At 51.5% G+C, this 21,207-nt stretch carries 18 protein-coding genes; 16 read left to right on the forward strand and 2 right to left on the reverse strand.

What is annotated here, in order from left to right; translation table 11 throughout:
- The first annotated feature begins 12 nt into the window (after positions 1-12).
- The 4 genes from MKX63_RS28680 to MKX63_RS28695 are packed head-to-tail and all read left to right on the forward strand — an operon-like array spanning position 13 to position 2,545.
- Positions 13-462, forward strand: coding sequence for a hypothetical protein (locus MKX63_RS28680; RefSeq protein WP_341021992.1), 450 nt, complete (start codon positions 13-15; stop codon positions 460-462).
- Positions 443-1,672 carry a glycosyltransferase gene (locus MKX63_RS28685; RefSeq protein ID WP_341021994.1) on the forward strand — a complete coding sequence of 410 codons (1,230 nt, stop codon included), beginning with the start codon at positions 443-445 and terminating at the stop codon, positions 1,670-1,672. The genes MKX63_RS28680 and MKX63_RS28685 overlap by 20 nt, the downstream gene beginning before the upstream one ends.
- Positions 1,659-2,081 carry an acyl-CoA thioesterase gene (locus MKX63_RS28690; RefSeq protein WP_341021996.1) on the forward strand — a complete coding sequence of 141 codons (423 nt, stop codon included), beginning with the start codon at positions 1,659-1,661 and terminating at the stop codon, positions 2,079-2,081. The genes MKX63_RS28685 and MKX63_RS28690 overlap by 14 nt, the downstream gene beginning before the upstream one ends.
- Positions 2,078-2,545, forward strand: a complete 468-nt coding sequence (locus MKX63_RS28695) for a hypothetical protein (RefSeq protein WP_341021998.1) — start codon at positions 2,078-2,080, stop codon at positions 2,543-2,545. Before MKX63_RS28690 ends, MKX63_RS28695 begins: the two co-directional genes overlap by 4 nt.
- Here MKX63_RS28695 and MKX63_RS28700 read toward each other — a convergent pair.
- A complete protein-coding gene (locus tag MKX63_RS28700; protein WP_341022000.1) occupies positions 2,520-3,254 on the reverse strand; it encodes an SDR family NAD(P)-dependent oxidoreductase in 735 nt (244 codons plus the stop codon). The genes MKX63_RS28695 and MKX63_RS28700 overlap by 26 nt on opposite strands.
- 99 nt (positions 3,255-3,353) lie before the next feature.
- On the opposite strand from MKX63_RS28700, the gene MKX63_RS28705 reads away from it, so the two are divergent.
- The 11 genes from MKX63_RS28705 (at position 3,354) to MKX63_RS28755 (ending at position 17,671) form a co-directional block, all read left to right on the forward strand.
- Positions 3,354-4,364, forward strand: a complete 1,011-nt coding sequence (locus tag MKX63_RS28705) for an NADP-dependent oxidoreductase (RefSeq protein ID WP_341022002.1) — start codon at positions 3,354-3,356, stop codon at positions 4,362-4,364.
- Between the two features lie 25 nt (positions 4,365-4,389).
- Positions 4,390-5,349: a phosphotriesterase family protein gene (locus MKX63_RS28710; protein WP_341022004.1), complete on the forward strand. Its 960-nt coding sequence runs from the start codon at positions 4,390-4,392 to the stop codon at positions 5,347-5,349.
- A 21-nt stretch (positions 5,350-5,370) separates the two neighbouring features.
- Entirely contained in the window at positions 5,371-6,606 is a 1,236-nt protein-coding gene (locus tag MKX63_RS28715) for a sugar efflux transporter (RefSeq protein ID WP_341022006.1), read from the forward strand.
- Positions 6,603-7,736 (forward strand): glycosyltransferase family 2 protein, encoded by a 1,134-nt coding sequence (locus MKX63_RS28720; protein ID WP_341022008.1) that lies wholly within the window; start codon positions 6,603-6,605, stop codon positions 7,734-7,736. The genes MKX63_RS28715 and MKX63_RS28720 overlap by 4 nt, the downstream gene beginning before the upstream one ends.
- Positions 7,737-7,861: 125 nt before the next feature.
- Positions 7,862-8,854, forward strand: coding sequence for an alpha/beta fold hydrolase (locus tag MKX63_RS28725; protein ID WP_341022010.1), 993 nt, complete (start codon positions 7,862-7,864; stop codon positions 8,852-8,854).
- A gap of 217 nt (positions 8,855-9,071) precedes the next feature.
- The gene (locus tag MKX63_RS28730; RefSeq protein ID WP_341022012.1) at positions 9,072-10,316 is read left to right on the forward strand and encodes an MFS transporter; all 1,245 of its coding nucleotides are present in this window, start codon (positions 9,072-9,074) and stop codon (positions 10,314-10,316) included.
- A 37-nt stretch (positions 10,317-10,353) separates the two neighbouring features.
- Positions 10,354-11,040 (forward strand): response regulator transcription factor, encoded by a 687-nt coding sequence (locus tag MKX63_RS28735; protein WP_341022014.1) that lies wholly within the window; start codon positions 10,354-10,356, stop codon positions 11,038-11,040.
- The gene (locus MKX63_RS28740; RefSeq protein WP_341022015.1) at positions 11,027-12,016 is read left to right on the forward strand and encodes a sensor histidine kinase; all 990 of its coding nucleotides are present in this window, start codon (positions 11,027-11,029) and stop codon (positions 12,014-12,016) included. Before MKX63_RS28735 ends, MKX63_RS28740 begins: the two co-directional genes overlap by 14 nt.
- 81 nt (positions 12,017-12,097) lie before the next feature.
- Complete coding sequence (locus tag MKX63_RS28745; RefSeq protein ID WP_341022016.1) at positions 12,098-12,781, forward strand: ABC transporter ATP-binding protein; 684 nt, start codon at positions 12,098-12,100, stop codon at positions 12,779-12,781.
- Positions 12,778-15,384 (forward strand): ABC transporter permease, encoded by a 2,607-nt coding sequence (locus tag MKX63_RS28750; RefSeq protein ID WP_341022017.1) that lies wholly within the window; start codon positions 12,778-12,780, stop codon positions 15,382-15,384. The genes MKX63_RS28745 and MKX63_RS28750 overlap by 4 nt, the downstream gene beginning before the upstream one ends.
- Positions 15,385-16,003: 619 nt before the next feature.
- Positions 16,004-17,671, forward strand: a complete 1,668-nt coding sequence (locus tag MKX63_RS28755) for a hypothetical protein (protein WP_341022019.1) — start codon at positions 16,004-16,006, stop codon at positions 17,669-17,671.
- 12 nt (positions 17,672-17,683) lie between these two features.
- On the opposite strand, the gene MKX63_RS28760 is transcribed toward MKX63_RS28755, so the two are convergent.
- Positions 17,684-19,975, reverse strand: coding sequence for an AraC family transcriptional regulator (locus MKX63_RS28760; RefSeq protein ID WP_341022020.1), 2,292 nt, complete (start codon positions 19,973-19,975; stop codon positions 17,684-17,686).
- A gap of 261 nt (positions 19,976-20,236) precedes the next feature.
- On the opposite strand from MKX63_RS28760, the gene MKX63_RS28765 reads away from it, so the two are divergent.
- Positions 20,237-21,205 carry an ABC transporter permease gene (locus tag MKX63_RS28765; RefSeq protein ID WP_209870926.1) on the forward strand — a complete coding sequence of 323 codons (969 nt, stop codon included), beginning with the start codon at positions 20,237-20,239 and terminating at the stop codon, positions 21,203-21,205.
- Positions 21,206-21,207 lie beyond the last annotated feature (2 nt).

Here is a 21,207-nt window from a genome sequence, read left to right on the forward strand (position 1 = left end):
AGAGTAGGTCCCATGGAGGCAGAGTCCTGCCAGGTTCTCCAGCCCCGTGAGGATGTCTTTGAAGCGGAATGCGATACAGGATTGACGGTGCCATTCTATGTTCTGCTTGAGTCCGTATTCCAGACTGCAGGCAGGCTTGCGCGTGAAGTCACCCATAACCGGCATGGAGCGGGAATTGTAAGCTTCAGTAATTTTGTGTTTGCCAGGCCTGTTTTTCAGGATGAGCAAGTCACGTATTATGCCAAGCTATTATCGGTCAATGAGGAGAAGCGCAGCTTTTTCTTCCGGATTACGATTTCCGCAGAGGGACAGTTGATTGTGCCTGACGGGAGATTAATCACGAAGCAGGAGGATGTGATCTCTACTCATAGCTTGAATAACAACATAAGGCTGTCTGCAGAAGACGGAATGAACCTGCTCAGATTGAAGAGGGGGGAGAAGCGTGTGGATCTGGATTTTTAATATTGTGATGATGTCATTATTTCTGGTGCCGGGATTTCTTGCTGTTTATTTTATACTGGAGAGGCAGCGTTCCCGCCGGACAATAGCCGCCAAGCCGCCTTATCATCCTAAGGTTACCGTGCTGCTTCCCTTTCGCGGGCTGGACTATAACTTTGAAGCCACCCTGCGGAGTCTTGCCAGCCAGCAGTATGCCGGGAGCTATGAAGTGCTCGCGGTTACCTCGGAGGAGAACGGAAGAGGGGAGGAGCTGGTTCATCAATATGCGGCGCTATCACCTCGGATTCATCTGGTGAAGGCATCTCATTCCGAGGTCTCCCGTCACCGGAGCGATAAGGTGAATAATCTGTTAACCGGCATAGCGCACGCATCCAAGGATACGGAAGTCTATGTATTTATTGACTCGGACATCGTGCCCCAGCCATCCTGGATTGAACAGATGGTACAGCCGCTGCAGTCCGCTCAAGTCGGCCTCACCAGCGGCAGCGCATGGATCGTATCCAAGAGCAGGAGTGTGTTGGCCCTGGCGGCAAGATACTGGGATTTTCTGGCGACCACCATGATCACGTTTCCTGTCACCCGTTTTGCCAGAGGTTTTTCTTTTGGGATACGCAAAAATGTGTTTGAACAGATCGGGATGAAATCCATCTGGTCAGAGGCCTTTCATGATAACTTCACCATTTCGGATGTAGTACGGAGAGCAGGATTCCGCATCCAATACGTTCCCGATTGCCTGGTACCGGAGCATTTCGATATCCAAGGCTTCGCTTGGGTGAAATGGGTGAAGCGCCAGGCCCTGAACACGAAGGTAAATTACAAGCGGTTATGGGCGTTTGGCTTCTTCCTGGTGACAATGCCGCGGTTATTGGGCGCGGTTCTATTCCTGGTTGCCCTCGGGTTCAGAATAACAGGCGATGTCCCTTCCTTGCTGTACATCTTCTTGTACTGGCCGTTGCTGCATATAGCAGGGGCCGCTCTTGTTGTGGCCGCCGTATCCCGGGACGCTTCGCAGATAAAAGATTATCGCCCGTCGTTTATCCGGGTAGCCGTGCTGGTGCTCGCTTCATTCGTATCTGTGGTATATTGCATAAGCTCGCTGTGGGCTGTGATCTCCAACAAAATGGAGTGGAGAAACCTCGTCTATCATCAAAAAACACCATTTACTACCGTCGTAACGGGAGAAAAGGGGAGGAAGCAGGATGCTGGACAATGAGGCCTATTCGGTGATCCATCGGCGGATCTATTTCAAGAACACCGACGCCGGCGGGGTGGTCTATTTCGGTAACGCCTGTGAGTTTATTGAAGCCGGTTGTACCGAATGGTTTCGGACGCACGCTCTTTCCCTCAAAGAAATTCTTGATCAATACCAACTTTTTTTTGTGATGAAAAAAGTTGAAATTGATTTTTTGCACCCGGTCTACTATGACGAGTTCATAGAGATTCGAACGTCCGTGAAGCGTATTATGCATTATTGGATTGATTTCCACACCGAAATCCGGGTGGATCAGGATAAGCGTTACACTGCGGAGAACCGGATGGTTCCGGTCAATCTATTGACCAAAGCACCTGCTCCCATTCCTGAGAGCATCTACTCTGCTATCCAAGGAGCATGCACAATATGAGATACATTTTTATGGATGAAATCACTGCTCTGACGGCTGACTCTATTTCCGGGAAGAAGTATGTTTCTTTGAATGAAGATATCTTTCGGGATCACTTTCCCGACCAGCCTGTGCTGCCTGCGGCGCTGATTACGGAGTCTATCATTCAATTATCGAGGTTGTTCACATGGATCAACAGCGATTACCGCTGTTCGCTGATCCCCGTAAGCTTTGAACGGCTTAAGTTTTTGCGGATGGTGTCGCCGCCGGATATTATTGAGGTGGAGCTTACCTTTGAGAATACCGGCAGCGAAGGGGACATGAAGGCGCGGGCAAGAGTAATGTGCAGGGAGTCAGAGCTTGTCTGTGAAGGCTCCGTTCTGTTCCGGGAGGTCCCGCTGGATGCGCTTCACCGGGAGGAGCGTTGCCGGTCCTTAACCGGAATTCTAACCCGTAATCTCAGTTCAGGTGTGAGCCGCCCGTAACCGGCAGATCTGCTCCGGTGATGAAGCTTGCCGCTTCGCTCCCCAGAAAAGCAGCAGCATGACACACATCCGAAGCGAAGCCCACCCGTTGTAACGGTATCTTGCGGACATCTTCCTCTGTGACCTGTTTCGGCTTCTCGGTGACAATCAGACCAGGGGAGATGGTGTTGACCCTGATGCCAAAGGCTCCGTATTCAAGGCAGAGTGATTTGGTCAGGGAATTGACGGCTTGCTTAGTGGAGGAATAGGCGGCTTGTCCCCGGACCGGGTGATCGGCGCAGACTGTGGATATATTGATGATGCAGCCTGATTTTTGCCGGATCATATACGGGAGTGCGGAGGTACAGTGATGTACCACACCCATCAGATTGGTCTGAAGGGAGGTATTCCATAGCTCGGTGGTGGTGTTGCCGAAATCAGCTCTCCATATGAACGCGGCATTATTAATCAGCAGATCAACCGCCTGATGCTGCCGCCAGACATCCGAAGTAAATGCCTCAACCTGTTGGTCTGACCCCGCATCGACCTGGACCCCAACCGGTTGCGGACCGTCGGCTGAACCGGCAATGACAGGCTGGAATCGTTCAGCAGAGAGATAAGTATAGTACACCTTAGCTTTCATCGCACTAAAGGACTGCACAAGCTGACGGCCGATGCCCCGCGAACCGCCTGTAATCAGAACTACCTTACCGGTATAATCGAAATCCATAATGAGCGCCTCCTTATCTGATCTGTTATCATCATATGTATTTAGTAGTATATATGCAATATTATACTATATTATATATTAAAAGGAATTGATGAAGGCATGCCCTCCCTAACAAATACTAGAATTGTAATGTGCCAGCGGCCTCAGGGCATCCCGCAGCAAGAACATTTCCGGATGGAGACGGTTGAGGTTCCAGCCCTTTCAGATGGAGAGGTCCTTGTAAAGAGCAGCTATCTGTCGGTTGACCCATACATGCGAGGCCTGATGCGCCGCAGCAAATCCTATATGGATTCCTATCGGCTCGGGGAGATTTTTGGCGGGGCGGGTATCGGCGAGGTAGTGGAGAGCCGGTCCTCCAGTCTTCAGGCAGGAGAGAGGGTGTGGGGCATCCTTGGCTGGCAGGAATATAGCGTACATAAGGCCGGACAATTATTGAAGATGGACCCGGGCATCCAGCCAGCTACAGCCTATTTGAGTATTCTGGGTACCCCTGGACTGATCGCTTATTTCGGTCTTGCCGACGTATGTAAGCCCCGTGAAGGCGAGACCCTTGTAGTATCCAGCGGGGCAGGGGCCGTCGGCGCAGCCGTTGGCCAAATCGCCAAAAAAATCTATGGCTGCCATGTCGTTGGCATTACCGGCTCGAATGAGAAGGTTTACTATTTGAAAGAAGCATTAGGCTTTGATGAAGCAATCAATTATCGCCTGGAGCAGAACCTGCGCATCGAATTGATGAAGGCATGTCCTCATGGGATTGATATGTACTTCGATAATGTCGGGGGAGATATATCCGATGCCGTATTCGGTCATATCAATGATCACGCCCGGATCGCGGTCTGCGGTCAAATTGCGCTCTATAATCTCGTGAGATCAGAGGCAGGCTCCCGGATCTTACCGGCTGTTCTTCTTCATAGAGCGATGGTCAAGGGAATTCTGATCGCCGATTATGAAGACCGTCTTACGGAAGCCAGGCTGGAACTGGAGAGATGGCTTAGGGAAGGGCAGCTGAAATGCCCAGAGACCATTACTGAGGGGCTGGAGAACACTGTCGATGCCTTCATTAATTTGTTCAGCGGCACGAATCCGGGCAAACAACTAGTACGTATCTAATCAATAAAAAAGGAAAATAATACCTATGACTAACATAAACTCAGTAACAGGGTCCGTTGACAGTTCAGAGCTTGGGCCTACGCTGACCCATGAGCACCTGCGGGTCAGAACCGTCGAAGTCGCTACGCAATTTCCTCATCTATACAACCGTATTGAAGAGCTTCAGCTGGCGAAGGAGCAGGTTCTGGCTGCCAGGAATGACGGGATACAGACCCTCTGTGACCCGACTGTTATGGGGCAGGACCGGGATATTACCTTCATAAGGGAGGTGTCCGAGAGTACAGGGATGACCATTATTGCAGCGACTGGCATGTATACTTGCCGGGACCTGCCTGAACCGTTACGTAATAAGAGTATTGATTACATCGCGGAGCTATTCATCAGAGATATTGAGGTGGGTATTCAGAATACGGAGATCAAAGCCGGGTTCATCAAGTGTGCAACAGATGTTCAGGGGGTTACGCCGGATGTGGAGAAGATCATCCGTGCGGCTGCCCGCGCCCACAAGAGAACCGGGGTACCGATTATGACTCATACCCATGCGGCCTCAAGGAATGGGCTGGACCAGCTCGATCTGCTGGAAGACGAAGGCGTCTCCGCCAGGGCAGTGATTATTGGGCATTCAGGGGACACCCGTGATATGGCCTACTTATCCCAATTGTTGAACCGGCAGGCCTATTTGGGCATAGACCGGTTTGGTCTGTCTGTCGGGATCATCAATCAGGAGCGTCCTGACCTGCTGCTGAAGCTGATACAGAGCGGTTATCACAAGCAGTTGCTGGTCTCTCAAGATTATTGCGGGTCCATTGATTGGTGGGAGCGGGAAGAGGTGCGTTCCTTTGCCCCCGACTGGTCCATGACTCATCTGACCCATGATGTTCTGCCGTATATCATAGATCAAGGGGTAGCCCCGGACATTCTGAGCGGGATCATGGTCAACAATGTACGGGAATGGTTTGAATATGCAGCGAATGATACCTATTAAATCATAACTGGAGATAGAACGATGAGGATGAATTCCGGTTTTCTCAAAGACATTATCAAAATGCCGAGCTTCGTAGCCCTGGTTTTTACCATCACTATGCTGGGACTTAGTGTATCGGCAACCAACCCCTTTTTATCGCTGTATTGTATTCAGGAGGCGGGCATGACTCCTTTGTCGTATGGCATACTGATGTCGATCACCATGGTCTTCGGCCTGTTCATCAGTACGTTTCTTGGCAAGGCCTCGGATACCCGCTTCAGCAGGAAAACAATCATTATCTTCACCCTGATCTCGACATCAGCCGCCTACGTGCTATTTGCCCTGTTCACCAACTATTATGTGCTGCTGGCCGTGTCTGCGATATTCTTCGGCATATCGTTCGCTTCGTTCCCGCAGGTTTTTGCTTATGCCAGAGACTCCATCTCGAGGTCCAATATCAGTCCCATCAATCAGCCGCTGGCGATGAATATCCTAAGAATGCTATACTCCCTGGGCTGGATTGCCGGGCCGTCGATCGGTTCGGTCCTGGTTAATCAATATAACTTTTTTTACCTTTTTTTGATTGTAGCCGCTACATATATCTTCGTAAGCCTGATTGCCTTCATTCTGTTCCGCAGCCAGCCTGTAACCCTGGCAGTTCAGGAAGACAAGCAGCCTGTACACCTGGGACAATTCATTAAGCAGCCGCAGATTTCCTCCGTGCTGGGTACATTCATACTGCTGAGTATTGCTTCTTCGATGAGTACCCTTGTGCTGCCACTGTTCTTCTCCACCACGCTGCACGGGAATTATCAGCAGCTAGGCTGGCTCTATAGCATTACGGCGATTGTCGAGCTGCCCTTGATGGTTGTTGTAGGAGTGATGTCAAGAAAAATGGGCAAAACCGCGATCATCCTCATCGGTATCATCTCCAATGTCCTGTATTTCCTGGTGTTTGCTCTGGCTCATTCTATTATCCTGCTCTATTTCGCCCAGGTGCTCAGTGCCCTTTCGGTGTCCATTATTATGGGCTATGGCATCAGTTATTTTCAGGAGCTGCTGCCGGAGGAGCCGGGAACCGCAACCACCCTGTACAGCAACACCTCCAGAATCGGCTCCTCCCTAGGAGGCGTGGTCTCGGGAGCCATATCGGGAATGTTCGGCTACCGTTCCGTATTTGTGGCCTGTATGTCTATATCGCTGGCGGCGTTGTCCATCTTCGGGCTGGTCAACACATCGAACAGGAGAACGATCCATAAGGAGACTGGGAAAATATGAGGATAAGCATACTTGTATTGGCGTACAATATTAAAAATCTGGTGGCCGAATGCCTGCTATCGCTTAACCGCCAGGTTCAGGTGCCGGAAGGATGCTTCGAGGTTATTTTCGTTGACGACGGTTCAGATGACGGAACACAAGAGCGGATTACGGCGCTCGACCTTGATTATTCCTTGAAATACGTTTACAAAACGCCGGATGCGTCAAAGTGCAGATCAGCGGCCAGAAATCTGGGCGTTTCGCAGGCGGGCGGCAACATTTTATTATTTTTGGACGGAGATCAGGTCGTAGAGCGGGACTTCATCTATCAGCATTGGAAGGTGCACCAGCTCTGCGGTGAGCCTGTAGTCGTGATGGGCCTGAGAGACTTTCTGGCTGAGGACAACCGGCTGCCGTTCAGCCAGGTGGAAGACAGTAACCGCTCGTCCTTAATCCTGGAACGCAGAGATCCGCGCCTGCCGGTCATCCAGCGGTTCTCGGAGAACGCGGGGAATATTGAGAACATCTGGGCTTTGCTCTATAGCTGCAACTTCTCGGTCCCCCGTGTCAACTACGAAGAAGCCGGAGGCTTTGATGAGGATTTTATCGAGTGGGGACTTGAGGATTGTGAACTCGGATACCGTTTATATCAGCAGGGTGCCAAATTCATCTTAAACACACAATGTGTAGTCTTGCACCAGTATCATCCCACCACCTACGACGAGAAAAAATACCTGGGATGGTTCACGAATCTTGAATTATTCAAGCACAAGCATCCCACACTGGAGGTTGAGCTTCAGAGCATTCTCGGGGATTGGTTCGACCCGGCCCGCCGCAAGCCCTGGAAGGATGCTTTTATCCGGTACGAACTGGCGGTCCGGTCTGTAAAAGGCTTATACAATCAGATGAACAGCTTGTATAATGTGGCCATGATTCACGACGACTCCGCTCCTGTGGAAGAGTGGCTCTCGAGAATCACCCGTGCGCTGGAATCACACAACGTTCTGGTGCTTGATTATTCCCGTTCTGACCTCCATCTGCTGATTCAGCTCGTTCCGCGGTCCTATGATCTGCTCTATTACAGACAACCGTCTGCAGAAAGAGTTATTGATGTTATGCAATCTGTTGCTGTAAATCTATCCGGGCTGTAGCAGCAAAGCGTCTGCCTGTTCATACTCCGTTCATAATGCCGTCATGTTGAGGACATCTTACTCAAGTAGACTCTATCTATACCGTTAAGACGGATCTACAGAGAGAAGGACAGGAGAAGATGAACATGGCAGATACAATCATTAACCAGGAGCCAGGGAAGAAGAGCCGTAAGAAGGGCAAATTATGGTTGAAAATAGTAGGTGGCATTATCGGAGTGCTTGTGCTGTTCATAGGCATCACCTTTATCGTTAATGTCATCAGCACCGGGATCGACAAGAAGAAGATCGAATCGTACGGGCAGTACGTCAACGTGGACGGCAAAAAGATGAATGCAATGATTCAAGGCAGCGGGGAGCAAACTATCGTTCTCCTGCCGGGACAAGGGACCCCGTCTCCTGTACTGGACTTTAAGCCGCTGATTGATGAATTGTCGCCTTCCTACAAAGTGGTGACTATTGAGCCCTTCGGTTACGGTCTAAGCGATGGGACGGATAAAGAAAGAACAACTGAGAATATCATCAGCGAAATTCATGAGGCGGTGCAGCAGCTAGGGCTGAAGCGTTACATTCTGATGGGACATTCCATTACGGGACTCTACGCCGTGTCTTATGTGAAGGAATATCCGGATGAAGTGCAAGCCTTCGTCGGGATTGACAGCAGCGTACCTAACCAGCCAGGGATGGATGTCAAATTGCCTCTCGGAGCGATGAAGTTTGCTAAAGATTCAGGTGTGATGCGGCTGCTAACGAAGCTAAGCGGAGATTCGTTTAAATCGCTTGACTATGATGAGCATACCAAAGAACAGATGAAATACATCTCTGCCGTGCACGGCAGTAATCCAACGCTGATGAATGAGCTTAGCCACCTTGGTTCCAATTTCAAAAACGGCTCAAAGCTGACATACCCGCAGGATCTGCCGGTTCTGCTGTTCGCGCAATCCAATAACGAGCACAACAAGCAGTGGATTCCGCTGCATGAGGAGCAGGTGAAGCAGTCTTCACAGGGTAAATTGATCCCGATGGTAGGCTCCCATTACCTGCACCATACGAAGTACAAAGAAATCGCCGAAGAATTCAAGGAATACATGAAGACCGTTCAATTGAAGCAAGTGAAGTAGAACAGAATAGCCGGATTACAGCTGCGGTGCCGAACAGGGTGCCGCAGTTTTTTTGTGAAGTTTAGCTAAAGCCTCACTTTGGTGCGGTATTCCGAATAATATAATCTTTATAGTTCTGGACCGGGTCCGTATAATAAGGAAGGGAAGGAGAACCATACCGCAGCATTAGATGCAGTATATTTAAGATCATATTTAAGATATATAGGGGGTTAAAGGATTGAATCAGCATGACAAAAGCGCTAGTCCACCGAGCCTGTTCCGGAACAGGTTCATGCAGACCATTCTGTTATCCAGCGTGCTGCTGCAGATCGGGATCTGGGTGCGTAATTTTGCTATTCTGCTGTATGTTGCGGAGAGGACCAACAATGATCCCTACGCCATTTCGCTGATCAGCGTTGCTGAATTTGCGCCTATCTTTGTTTTTTCCTTCATTGGAGGGACCTTTGCGGACCGGTGGCGGCCGAAGCGGACAATGATCTGGTGCGATTCCCTGTCTGCGGTATCGGTATTCGCCGTTCTGCTCAGCATTCACTTCGGTTCCTGGGAATCGGTGTATCTGGTCGCGTTCATCTCGGCTATTCTGTCACAGTTCTCACAGCCTTCAAGCATGCGGTTATTTAAATTCCATGTGCCTGAGGAACAGCTGCAGCAGGGGATGGCGCTCTTCCAATCACTGATGGCCATCTTCATGGTCCTCGGACCGATGTTAGGCACCTTCGTATACAGCACCTTCGGCCTTGAGATCTCCATCGCAGTAATGGGCGTGGCTTTTCTGCTGTCGGCGCTCGTGCTTATTCGCCTGCCTGAGGATCATATGGAAGCCGGGACAGTTGCCGCGAAGGGACAATTCCGTAAAGACTTCACCGAAGGCTTCCGGTATGTCTGGCAGAGCCAGGTGCTGCGGATGCTTGGACTTGCGTTTGTACTAGCGGGACTTGCTGTGGGCGCAGCCCAGGCACTGAATCTGTTCATCGTCACCGAGCGGCTGGGCAAGAGCGAAGAGTTCCTGCAATACATGCTTATGGTCAACGGTGCAGCCATGCTGATCGGGGGAGGGATCGTAGCTGCCTTCGCCAAAAAAGTTCCGCCCCAGCTGCTGCTCGCCATGGGGATGCTGGCAGGTGCTGTATGCACCACCATCGTCGGGTTCTCAACAAGCGTTCCGCTAACGCTCACCATCCAGTTCCTGAACGGGCTGATGTTCCCTTGCATTCACATCGGGATCAGCACAATGATTCTGAGATGGTCTAATAGCTCGATTGTCGGCCGGGTCAACGGGGTGCTGAATCCGATGTTCGTCGGGATGATGGTGGTATCCATGTCGCTGGCAGGTGCGCTGAAGAGTGCCTTTCCGCTCAGTACCATTTACAGCGGAGCCGGAATTCTGTTCCTGCTGGGCGCACTGATGATGTTGCCGATTATGAAGCATAAGGCGCCGGAGCAGGCACAGGCTGCACAATAAATAGGAAGCAGATTAACTAAAATGGAGGCCCTGAAGAATGCCGCAAATATTACTGGTTGAGGATGATCAGGCCATAGCCAGAAATCTCGTGCTGCTGCTCCGCTCAAAAGGGTTCACAGTCACTCACGCCGCTACGCGGAGTGAGGCTGTGGGTATCCTTGGCGGACATCCGTTTGACCTGGCGCTGATCGATATTGCTTTGCCTGACGGGAACGGCTTTACGGTGTACACAGAAATTAAGGCCACAAGGGAGATGCCGGTCATCTTCCTGACAGCCTCAGGGGATGAGGCAAGTGTGGTTACCGGGCTGAACATGGGGGCGGACGACTATATTACCAAGCCGTTTCGCCCGCGTGAATTGATTGCAAGGATTGGAACGGCTCTGCGGAAGAGCGGACGGACCGGGTCTGCCTTTGATATCGGCGGGCTTCATGTAGATACGGCAAGCGGTGTTGTCACCCGGCATGGCAAGGAGGTCTACCTCTCAGCGCTGGAATACCGTCTGCTGCTGGTGTTCGTGAACAACCCCGGGAATATTATTACGCGAAGCAGGCTGCTCGACGAATTATGGGACGCAGCGGGCGAATTTGTTAATGACAACACGCTGACCGTGTACATCAAGCGCCTGCGGGAGAAGATCGAGAGTGATCCGGCAAGCCCGCAGCTCATTCTGACCGTCCGGGGGACCGGGTACCGGCTGGGGTGCAGCGATGCTGCGGAATAAAGAAATCCGGCAATTCGCCCTGTTGTATATTATCATGTCCGCTGCTGCGGTTATCATCGGGTTCACCATACATACGGCAGCGGGATTCCTTGCCGCTGGTTGTGCTGTTGCCTTTGGCACAGCATTTTTGCTGTTCACCAGGGCCCGGTACAAGAGCCTTGCACGCATCTCCAATCAGATTGACCGGGTGCTGCATAATGCAGACCATCTGTTCATCGCGGATGCGGAAGAAGGCGAGTTATCCATCTTACATAGCGAGATTATCAAAATGACGCAGCGCATCCGGGAGCAGAACCGCGAGCTGATCAGGGAAAAGGGCCATCTTGCCGATTCTCTGGCTGACATCGCCCACCAGCTCCGCACCCCGCTTACCTCAGTGAACCTGATTATGACGCTGCTTGCGAATAGTCCTGCGGAAGAGGAGCGGAAAGCTTTTATACGGGAGACCGAGGAGCTGCTGATGCAGATGGATTGGCTGATTACCTCCCTGCTTAAGTTATCGCGCCTGGATGCGGGTATTGTAGTATTTCAAAGCGGGCCTATCGCCGTCATCGACCTGTTGCGCATCGCTGTACGTCCGTTCCTGATCCAGATGGAGCTGCGCAAGGTAGACTTAAGAATCGATTGCCCCTCAGGAGTAGTGATTCAAGGCGATTCTGCCTGGCTGCCGGAAGCGATCCGGAATATCCTCAAGAATTGCCTGGAAAGTGCAGGGGAGAACGGGAAGATAGAGCTGATCTGCACAGACAATCCGCTATACACCGAGCTTACGGTGCATGACAACGGCCCGGGCTTCAGCAAGGAAGAAATCCCCCGGCTGTTCGACCGGTACTATCGCGGCAGCAGTCCTAACCATACCGGCTACGGTATCGGCCTTGCGCTTAGCAAGGGGATTATCTCCCGGCAGGGAGGAAGCGTTACCGCACATAATCACCCGCAGGGCGGTGCGCTCTTCAGGCTTCGTTTCCCTAAGTGACGGATCTATCACCTGAAAGTCACAGAGATGTAAGCTTGCGGCTCTATGATAGGGATAGATCAGGGGAAGGGAGAATGCAGCATGGAGTTTTTGAGAATTGAGAAGCTGAGCAAGGTCTACGGAAAGGGAGACAACCGGGTTACGGCGCTGGATGAGGTATCGCTGACGATTGAGAAGGGGGAGTTCACAGCGATCATCGGCTCCTCCGGCTCCGGGAAGTCGACCTTGCTTCACATCATCGGCGGTGTCGATATGCCGACAAGCGGCAACGTCTATTTGGACGGACAGGATGTGTATGCCCAGAGCAATGACAAGCTGGCTATTTTTCGCAGACGGCAGGTCGGGCTGATCTACCAGTTCCACAACCTGATTCCTACGCTGGATGTGGTGGAGAACATTACTTTGCCAATTCTGATGGACAAACGCAAGGTCAACGAGGAGCGGCTGAACGACTTGCTTGAGCTGCTGGGACTGACAGACCGGAGAACGCATCTGCCGAATCAGCTCTCGGGCGGACAGCAGCAGCGTGTATCCATCGGACGCGCATTGATGAATGCTCCGGCGGTGATGCTGGCGGATGAACCTACGGGCAGCCTCGACAGCCGGAATGGACATGAGATTATTAACCTGCTGAAATTAAGCAATCAGAAGTACCGGCAGACCCTGCTCATCGTTACGCATGACGAGAATATTGCCCTCCAGGCAGACCGCATTATCGGTATCTCAGACGGCAAGGTTGTGCGGGACGAACGGGTACGGCCATGAATATCTTCAACAAGGTTACGCTCCAGAGCCTCAAAAAAAGCCGCACGCGGACTATCGTAACGATTATCGGGGTCATCCTGTCTACCGCTATGATTACTGCCGTCTCCACCTTCGCCGTGTCCTTGCAGAGCTACATGATCCAGGGGTCCATCGCCAAATACGGCGGCTGGCATATCGGGTTCCCGGCTGTGGATTCCTCCTTCGTGCAGGAAAGGGCACACGATCAGGCCGTATCCCGTGCAGCATCCTTCGAGAATATTGGCTACGCGGCACTTAGCGGCGGAAAGAACCCGGATAAGCCTTATCTGTTCATTGCCGGCGTAAGTGAAGACGAAGCTGCCCCTGACATCTTGCCTGTCACTCTGGTCTCCGGCCGAATGCCGGATAACAGCAGTGAGATTCTGGTTCCGTCACATCTGGCGGCGAATGGCGGGATCAAGTTCGCAGAGGGCGATATGCTCACACTGGCTGTCGGAGACCGGATGAACGGCAACCAGCGGCTGAACCAGCATGATGCCTATTTGGCGGGAGACCCGTCCGGGAAGAACGCAGAAGCTTTGGTGCCCCGGGCAGAGCGGACCTACAAAGTCACCGGAATCTACGCCAGACCTGCTTTTGAGGAGTCCGCTGCCCCAGGTTATACCCTGATTACCAGACCCGATCCGTCAGAACGGGCGGACAGCTTCAGCTTGTATCTTAGCCTGAAGCACCCGCGTGAAGTGAAGACTTACGCAAGCAGCACCGCCGCAGGCCATGCTTATATCTACAACGATAATGTGCTTCGCTTCATGGGCGTCTCAAGCAATGGATTACTTACCGCTCTGCTGTACACGGTCGGGGGAATTGTAGCTTTTATCATCGTAACCGGTTCGATCTTCATGATCTACAACGCCTTCACCATCTCCCTGAATGAGCGCACACGCCAGTTCGGCATACTCTCATCGGTGGGAGCCACAGCGAAGCAGCTGCGTAACTCTGTGCTGTTCGAAGGTCTGTGTATTGGGTCGGCTGGCATACCGGCTGGCATTATCTTGGGAATAGGCAGCATGGGACTCGTGCTAACGGTTGTATCCAGGAACTTCGGGAATGTTCTCTATACCAATGTTCCATTAACCTTGCAGGTATCCATTCCGGCCATCGCCTGTGCAGCGGCGCTGAGCATGATCACGATTCTGATCTCAGCCTATATACCGGCCAGGAAGGCAGCAGGTACTCCCGTGATGGAGAGTATCCGCCAGACAAACGAGGTCAAGGTTGAAGCCAAGGCTGTGAAGACGTCCGGGCGGGCACAGCGGATCTACGGTCTCGAAGGCACCCTTGCACTTAAGAATTTCAAAAGAAACAAGAAGCGCTACCGCAGCATTGTGCTGTCGCTCATGTTAAGCGTTGTGCTGTATATATCGGCCAGCGCTTTCGTCACAGATATGAAGCAGATGTCGGAGCAGGCAGTAGCATTCACCACCTATGATATCGGCTTCGCCACACAATCTATGAAGGACAGTGAAATGCTAGCGCTCTATGACAAGCTCAGAACCGCAGGCGGGATCTATGAGAGCTCTTACCAGACACTCATGAAAGTGACCGGACTTGCCCGGGCAAGCGAGCTCTCGGATGCTTATTGGAGCGAAGAGGGCCGCTCGCATGAGCAGGTATCACTGCCCGTCGATCTGCAGTTTCTGGATGACAGCGCTTATCTGAAGATTCTCGAAGGGCTGGGCTTGTCCGCAGCGGAATATACAGGTCCGGACGCCAAGTTTATCGGCGTTGCCAAATCGATGAGTCCTGCCGACGATAAACGGCTAAAGGAGGTAGACCAGTTCGGTAATTTGTTCAAGCGTTCATCCTCTACCCTAACCATTGCCCCTGAGTCGGAGCGAGGAATGAAGATTGGGCAAGGGGATGATGTAACGGTTACCTTCGTAGAGACCGTACCGCCGGATACCCTCCCGGTTACTGGGAGCCCCGGCGCAAGCCAACCGTTCTTCTTCCGGGTGATCGCTCCTTATTCACTCATCGGCAAGTTTGAAGCGGCGGACAGTCCGCCGGCAGTGAAGGGACTGACCTTTCGCTCCAAGCATCCGGCACAATCGGTAGCGGAGATGGAGAAGACCATCCAAGGCGCACAAATTACGGATGAATATCAGTTGTACAATACCTATGCGATGATGGATGAGAATCGCAATATGATTTTTATCATTAACGTATTCGCCTATACCTTCATTATCATGATCTCGCTGATTGCAATTGCCAATGTGTTCAACACCATCTCTACGAACATCAAGCTGCGCCGCCGGGAGCTGGCGATGCTCCGCTCAATCGGGATGTCCGACCGCAATTTCCAGCGGATGATGAATTTCGAGTGTGCCTTCTATGGCATGCGCGCGCTCTTGTTCGGGCTTCCCATCGGGCTGGCCTGCTCCTGGCTAATCTACCGGGGCATGCTCATCGGCGGGGCGGACCAGATCGGCTATATCTTCCCCTGGGCCAGCATCGGCATCAGCGTGTTCAGCGTGCTCCTGATCGTATTCGTCACCATGCTGTACTCGGTCAGCACCATCAAGCGGGAGAATATCATTGATGCGCTGCGGGATGATATGACTTGATAGCAAGTAGTCTGGAACACCACGCATGTGCATGGTAAAGGATGCGGATGGTTACAGGGGCGCGCCAAACCGTTGGATTTACTACACTTGCTGATATACGAATGAATCTTGGGGAAACAGCAGTTGTATAAACAGCACTTAATATTACTCATATTTGCAAAAGAGAGAAAAACAGCATGATTAGATGCTGTTTTTCCACTTGCTTCGGTAAATCTGCCGAATAGCGGTAAATTAAGGCGCGTTTATCCACTTGTTTGCTGAAGGATCTGCTAACGATAGGTGATCCCAAGCTTGACCCTGACGTGCTGGTGCCGGTCACTGTGAACCAACTTTAATTTTTAGGGAAATCCTATAAAAAGTGCAGCAATACCGTCCCATAAAGGCTGTTTATGCTGAAATCTTGCACGAAATGCAACAAGTTCACAAGTTCAGCGTAACTTGCTCTCTACACTGGAATTCTTGCAAATAATGCAACATTGTACCGCAGCCAGTAAATGTAATACAAAAATCCTGCAAGAGGTGCAACAATGCTCTCCATTCCAAACGGCTGGTTCTCTATCTGCAACTATATCCCATTTCTACCGTCCTATATTTATTGAAGAAAGAGGGAGGGTTCAATGTGATAAAGCGAAAACTTCTAGTTCCAGCAGCAGCTATTTCTATAATTCTGGCGCTGGCGGGCTGTACCGGCAGAGATGACGAAGACCAAGCCCTACAAGGTAACAACTCTGTTCATCCCGTATCCAGCCCCATTGATGACAGCAGTACACAGACCATCACAAACTACGAATTTGAGTCCGTCAAGACAATCACGTTTACCAAATTACTCAACAAGACACCGGAGAGCTCTGAAGTTTCGATGGAATACACAGATCAAGAATCTATAGAAGTGATTGTCCGCGCGATCCAAAGTGCAGTCCCCATACCAGGAATTCTAAATGTGTCTGATGCCGGCTACGATATCTTAATGGAGTCTGCAAAGAAGAAATATGCGTTTCAGCTATGGATCAACGAGAAGAGCGAGCAAGCCATGATTATGGATATGAGAGATACGCATACCGGATACACGCTGACTAAGGAAGCTACGGCTGAATTGAAGAAGAAGGTGTTCGCAGCATCAAGCCTGGAAGATCTGACGTTCAGAGCCGTGAGGAATTCTGCCGGAGATCTTGTGGCCAGGCCGATAGGTCTGCCGAAAAATAACTATTCGCTAAGCGGAGGCCCGGCCGTTGAATTACAGGGGATAAAATATCATACCGTGCATCTCTTTTACGGAGACCATAACGCAATCAATGCATTAATATCCCATGATCCTTCTACGGATGAAGTACGTGTAAGATGGAGCGATACATTGAACTCATCAGACAATCGCTGGAATAATTCATTTATGAGCAGTTACAATATGCTGTTTCCAATGGATGACGACCGTCTGTTGTTTCTGGAATCGGAGTTGACGGAGAAGGCAGGACAATACCACTTGTCCGCTTACAATACAGCCACGGGAGCTATTGAACGTCTCCGCGAAGACTTTTGGCCGCTTACACCTGATTACGATTATATTTATAATCAAGAATGGAGAGCGGATGAGCAAAAGCTATTCCTGCAAAGCTACCTTGGAAATGTATGGATCTTTGATCTGAAGACAGGCAAGGATGATGTGCATCTATTAAAATATCCTGTCATCCCTCATTCGACGAGTGGAGCGCCTTCTCTCTTTCTTGCTCCAACGTTAGAGCGGTTTGTCCATGATGATGAGAGCGGACAATTGACATTCTACAATAATAAAGGCGTTCCGTTACGCAGGGTAGCATTGCCGACGAATCAATATGTGCCATCTGAGAAAATAAAGTGGAACCCGGCGGGGACCATTGCCTGGATGAATCAATCCCTTAATGAAAGCAAGCGAATTCTGGATATCGATATTGATTATTTAGAAATAGCTCCGCAGGCCATCCACTTCTACGATAAGGACGGGCTTCCGATTGCTTCCATTCAAACGGAAGACAGCAATGATGATTCGGCAGTGGAGGTTGCAGGTTGGAGGGACGCTAATTTTGCAGTGATAAAATCCTATACGCTGGAGCCTTCGCCCACGGGCTATTCAGCGCCGAAGGCGAAGGATATTTCTTACTTTCTCTATGATGTAAAAAACAAGAAGAAGGGAAGCTCTTCTAATTCTATACCGCCGGATACAACGGTTATTTCAGATCGAGAAGCCGTAGGCACGGGGAATAACGGAAACATTATTGTCAGTAATACGGAAATCACATATAAAGACAGGGACTGAGCTTCTCCCTCCTCATTTCTCCCCGGCCACCGAACCCAGCCCCTGATTATCCCCCGAAGCCCGCTTCCGGTACTCGCCCGGGGTCAGGCCGGAGGCACGCTTGAACATACGGATGAAGGAATTCACATTCTGGTAACCGACCTGAAGCGCGATGTCCTGGATGCGCAGGTCGATGTTCATAAGCAGCGCCTTGGCCCGCTCGATACGCAAGGTGTTAAGATATTCGCTGAAGTTGATACCGGTCTTCTCCTTGAAGATGCTCGACAGATAGCCGGGGGTCAGATTCAGCTTGTCGGCGACAAGGTTCAGATTGATATCCTCCCCATAATGCTTGTCCAGATACTCCAGCACGAAGCTGATGACCGGGTCCCGGGTCTCCGAGCCGTTGCGGACCGCCGCAAGCACCGGAGTCACAATCTCCCGCAGCCATTCACTATACTGCTGCGTGGAATAGAAGGCGGCGTACGGCTCACCGGACAGGGCCGCGACCAGCCCCAGTTCAAGCTCCGGCAGATTCAGCTTCATGACTGTTTTGCTTATCTGCTCTGCAACCCCCGCAGCAAAAGCCCGGAAATCCTCAGCAGCGGCATCCTTATTCTGCAATTGCTCAAGTTGGCGGTCCAGCCACCCGAACACCGCTTCCTCGCTGCCGGACTGCAGCAGGTTATGCAGCTCTTCCCCGTAAGTAATCTTCAGATGGAACGCCTTGGCCGACGAAGCCCGCGGCTCTACAATAATCTGGGTCTCCCCGTTCAGTCTGCGTTCCTTCAGCAGGACCGACAGGTTGTGATAAGCATCAGTAAACGGGGTTTCCCCGGAGTATACCGGACTGACCGCTATCGTGAGGTAGAGGGAGCGCTCCTCTGCCAACAACTCCTGCAGCGTGCCCAGCACCTGAAGAACGCCGCTCTGCGGACCGGGATCGAAGATCAGCAGCAAGAGCAGATCCTGCTCCGGCTGTAAGGCGACATTCTCGGACTCCTCCCCGGTGAACAAGCGCTGAATCAGCTGCCATAACGCCAGCGTATGCTTCTCCGGCTCCTCCGGCGGGCGGGTGAAGCTGAGCTTGAACAGAATGGAGGCATACGGCCGTTCGGAATGCAGGGTATCCTCCAGCTCGCTCAGGCTTGCGCCCAGCGGAATATTTTTTACCTTATGGGTATAAGCATACTGGCGGACCAGTGAATTCTTATGCTCAAGATCATTCTGGATGAAGCGGTTGTTCTCCAGGATGGAGCTTAGGCGGTCGCCGATAATGGCGAACTCTTTAACGCTGCTCACCTTGCCGGGAGCGCCGCCCGATTTGCGGTCGAACGCAGCGATCAGGCGCTGGAGCGGCTGGTTCAGCCGGTAGCTGAACAGGAGGGAGAACAAAAGACTGACCAGCACCGCAGCAGTGAGCAGAACGGCGAGCAGCACCCGCATGCCGCGCAGCCCGCTCGCAATGGCGGCAACCTCGGTGACCCGGACGTAGGTGAAGCCGGTCTGCGCCCCTTTTTGATAGAAATAATAGTTATTCCCGATCCGTTCATGTGAGCTTGTAGCAACGGCATACTCCAGAGCTGGCAGCTCCGTCACTGCGGTGGAGAAGAGCAGACGGTTCTGCGCATCCATTATATAGAAGGGATTCTTCCCGGCATCCCCGTACGCCTGCTCCAGCCGCTGCGGATTCAGCATCACAATGCCGTACACCTCTTCATAAGGAATGGCCTTGATCATGACCGGCATCAGCCGCCCGAGCGGACGCGAGGAATTCATTGTAGTCTCTGTGAAGGAAGCGGCAGGAAGGACCTTCAGATACTGGTTGTCCATGGTCTGGCCGCTCCAGAAGTCCGCCGGATACTCTCCGCTGTAATAATATTTGCCGAACATGTCAGCCGCGGTACTCAGCCCCTCTTTCTCAAGAACATAGTCCTCCGCCTTGAAGTACAGAATGAAATTCTCAATATGCAGAAAAGGATTCCCGTACAGCGTCATCAGGTCCGACTTGACCTCGCTGACAATATCATACCGCCGGTTCTCCTGCAGATGGCTGAGAATGCCCAGGTTGGCCGTCCACGTATCGGACTGGGTCAGCGCCAGAATCATATTCTGGGTCAGCCGGAAGTGATTCTCGTACCCCTCCACTGTCTGCTTCAGGCTCTGCTCATTCTGCCGGACCACCTCCTGATAGACCTTCCCGCTAAGATATAGATGAGAAAACAGATTGAATGAAGCTAACAGCAGGATGACGCTCAGGAAGCTGAGCATAAGCTTGACGAATAAGCCATTGCGGGCAAACTGGCCATTGAGCGGTCTCTTCATATGTATTCCCCCTTGGATGCAGCCGCTTAGTTATCGTTTTATCCTATCATAGCGGCCCAAAGCTGACACGCACAATATGCACTTTTACCGATTTATACACCTAAACCGGGAAATATGCAGATCGGGAGAAAAGTTATATAACATGCTGATAGCGCTTTCTAACAGCTTGCCCCTATAATTCGGAGACAAACCCCGGAAACACGGGGGAAGTTAGCTGACATTTAAGTGCGCTGCATCATTAAGAACAAGAGGGGAATGCCTATGGCTCAAACGAGTGTAGTACAAGACAACCTGAGAAAGGAAATGAAAGATCCTTACCGGCGCCAAGGGCGTCTGCTGCGGACCTGGAACCATAACAAAACGCTATGGCTGCTGTTCCTGCCGTGCCTGCTGTACTATCTGATTTTCCGGTATGCGCCGATGTTCGGTCTCGTCATTACGTTTAAGGATTATAATCTGTTTAAAGGAATCTGGGCCAGCGATTGGGTGGGGCTGAAGTATTACCGGATGTTTTTTGAGAATCCTGACTTTTGGCCGCTGATGAAGAACACTCTGCTTCTGGGCTTGTACAAGCTGGTGTTCGGTTTCCCTGCTCCGGTGATCCTGGCTATTCTGCTGAATGAAGTCCGTAAGGCTGCGTTCAAAAAATTCGTGCAGACCGTCAGCTATCTGCCGCACTTCATTTCAAACGTCATTGTAGCGAGCATGGTCATTATGTTCCTGTCGCCGACAGGCGGGTTAATTAACAATCTGCTGGGTACCTTCGGAATCGGACCGGTTAACTTCATGAATGAGCCTGGAATGTTCCGGGGGATCTATGTTCTGTCGGAGATCTGGCAGCATATCGGCTGGGAGACCATCATCTATCTGGCGGCATTGACGGCAATCGATCCGCAGCTCTATGAAGCGGCCGATATGGACGGGGCCAGCCGGATGCGCAAAATATGGCATGTCACGCTGCCCGGCATCTCGCCGGCGATTGTCATCACGCTGATTCTGAATATCGGCAAGGTGCTGGAGATTGGCTTCGAGAAGGTATTCCTGATGCAGAACCCGGCAATCTACGATACGGCCGATATCATCAGTACGTACGTGTACCGGGTCGGGATGGAGCAGGGGAACTTCAGCTATGGCGCTTCGATTGACCTGTTCATGGGCATCATCAGCCTGATCTTCATCTACAGCGCCAATTACATCAGCCGCCGGGTCAGCGAGACAAGTCTATGGTAGAG

It is taken from the genome of Paenibacillus sp. FSL R7-0179 (assembly GCF_038002265.1).
In the GTDB taxonomy this organism is placed as follows: domain Bacteria; phylum Bacillota; class Bacilli; order Paenibacillales; family Paenibacillaceae; genus Paenibacillus_AQ.

What these genes read in the sequence shown, in the direction of transcription:
- MKX63_RS28680 (WP_341021992.1), top strand. Translation starts at nt 13, where the DNA reads ATGGAGGCAGAGTCCTGCCAGGTTCTCCAGCCCCGTGAGGATGTCTTT.
- MKX63_RS28690 (WP_341021996.1), top strand. Translation starts at nt 1,659, where the DNA reads ATGCTGGACAATGAGGCCTATTCGGTGATCCATCGGCGGATCTATTTC.
- MKX63_RS28695 (WP_341021998.1), top strand. Translation starts at nt 2,078, where the DNA reads ATGAGATACATTTTTATGGATGAAATCACTGCTCTGACGGCTGACTCT.
- MKX63_RS28700 (WP_341022000.1), bottom strand. Translation starts at nt 3,254, where the DNA reads ATGGATTTCGATTATACCGGTAAGGTAGTTCTGATTACAGGCGGTTCG.
- MKX63_RS28705 (WP_341022002.1), top strand. Translation starts at nt 3,354, where the DNA reads ATGCCCTCCCTAACAAATACTAGAATTGTAATGTGCCAGCGGCCTCAG.
- MKX63_RS28710 (WP_341022004.1), top strand. Translation starts at nt 4,390, where the DNA reads ATGACTAACATAAACTCAGTAACAGGGTCCGTTGACAGTTCAGAGCTT.
- MKX63_RS28715 (WP_341022006.1), top strand. Translation starts at nt 5,371, where the DNA reads ATGAGGATGAATTCCGGTTTTCTCAAAGACATTATCAAAATGCCGAGC.
- MKX63_RS28720 (WP_341022008.1), top strand. Translation starts at nt 6,603, where the DNA reads ATGAGGATAAGCATACTTGTATTGGCGTACAATATTAAAAATCTGGTG.
- MKX63_RS28725 (WP_341022010.1), top strand. Translation starts at nt 7,862, where the DNA reads ATGGCAGATACAATCATTAACCAGGAGCCAGGGAAGAAGAGCCGTAAG.
- MKX63_RS28735 (WP_341022014.1), top strand. Translation starts at nt 10,354, where the DNA reads ATGCCGCAAATATTACTGGTTGAGGATGATCAGGCCATAGCCAGAAAT.
- MKX63_RS28740 (WP_341022015.1), top strand. Translation starts at nt 11,027, where the DNA reads ATGCTGCGGAATAAAGAAATCCGGCAATTCGCCCTGTTGTATATTATC.
- MKX63_RS28745 (WP_341022016.1), top strand. Translation starts at nt 12,098, where the DNA reads ATGGAGTTTTTGAGAATTGAGAAGCTGAGCAAGGTCTACGGAAAGGGA.
- MKX63_RS28750 (WP_341022017.1), top strand. Translation starts at nt 12,778, where the DNA reads ATGAATATCTTCAACAAGGTTACGCTCCAGAGCCTCAAAAAAAGCCGC.
- MKX63_RS28760 (WP_341022020.1), bottom strand. Translation starts at nt 19,975, where the DNA reads ATGAAGAGACCGCTCAATGGCCAGTTTGCCCGCAATGGCTTATTCGTC.
- MKX63_RS28765 (WP_209870926.1), top strand. Translation starts at nt 20,237, where the DNA reads ATGGCTCAAACGAGTGTAGTACAAGACAACCTGAGAAAGGAAATGAAA.